Raw genomic sequence first — 215 nt, 5'->3', positions numbered from 1 at the left:
CCCCATGTACCAAGAAGTCCTCTCCTTTTTTATTTGCTCTTAACCAAGATTAAGGGTTTTTTATTTTACACATTAAGATCAAAACTGCTTTTTTGGCAAAATCATACAGGGATTGAGCAGCTTGAATCGCTTTGCCATACTTATTAATTTTCTTCAAATCACTTTCACTAGCAGACCGTTATTTATACGTTGTTCTTGACTTAAAGCTAACTTTT

Source organism: Streptococcus sp. HMSC068F04 (assembly GCF_001837455.1).
GTDB lineage: Bacteria > Bacillota > Bacilli > Lactobacillales > Streptococcaceae > Streptococcus > Streptococcus salivarius_D.
Note: the sequence above shows the minus strand (reverse complement) of the source record.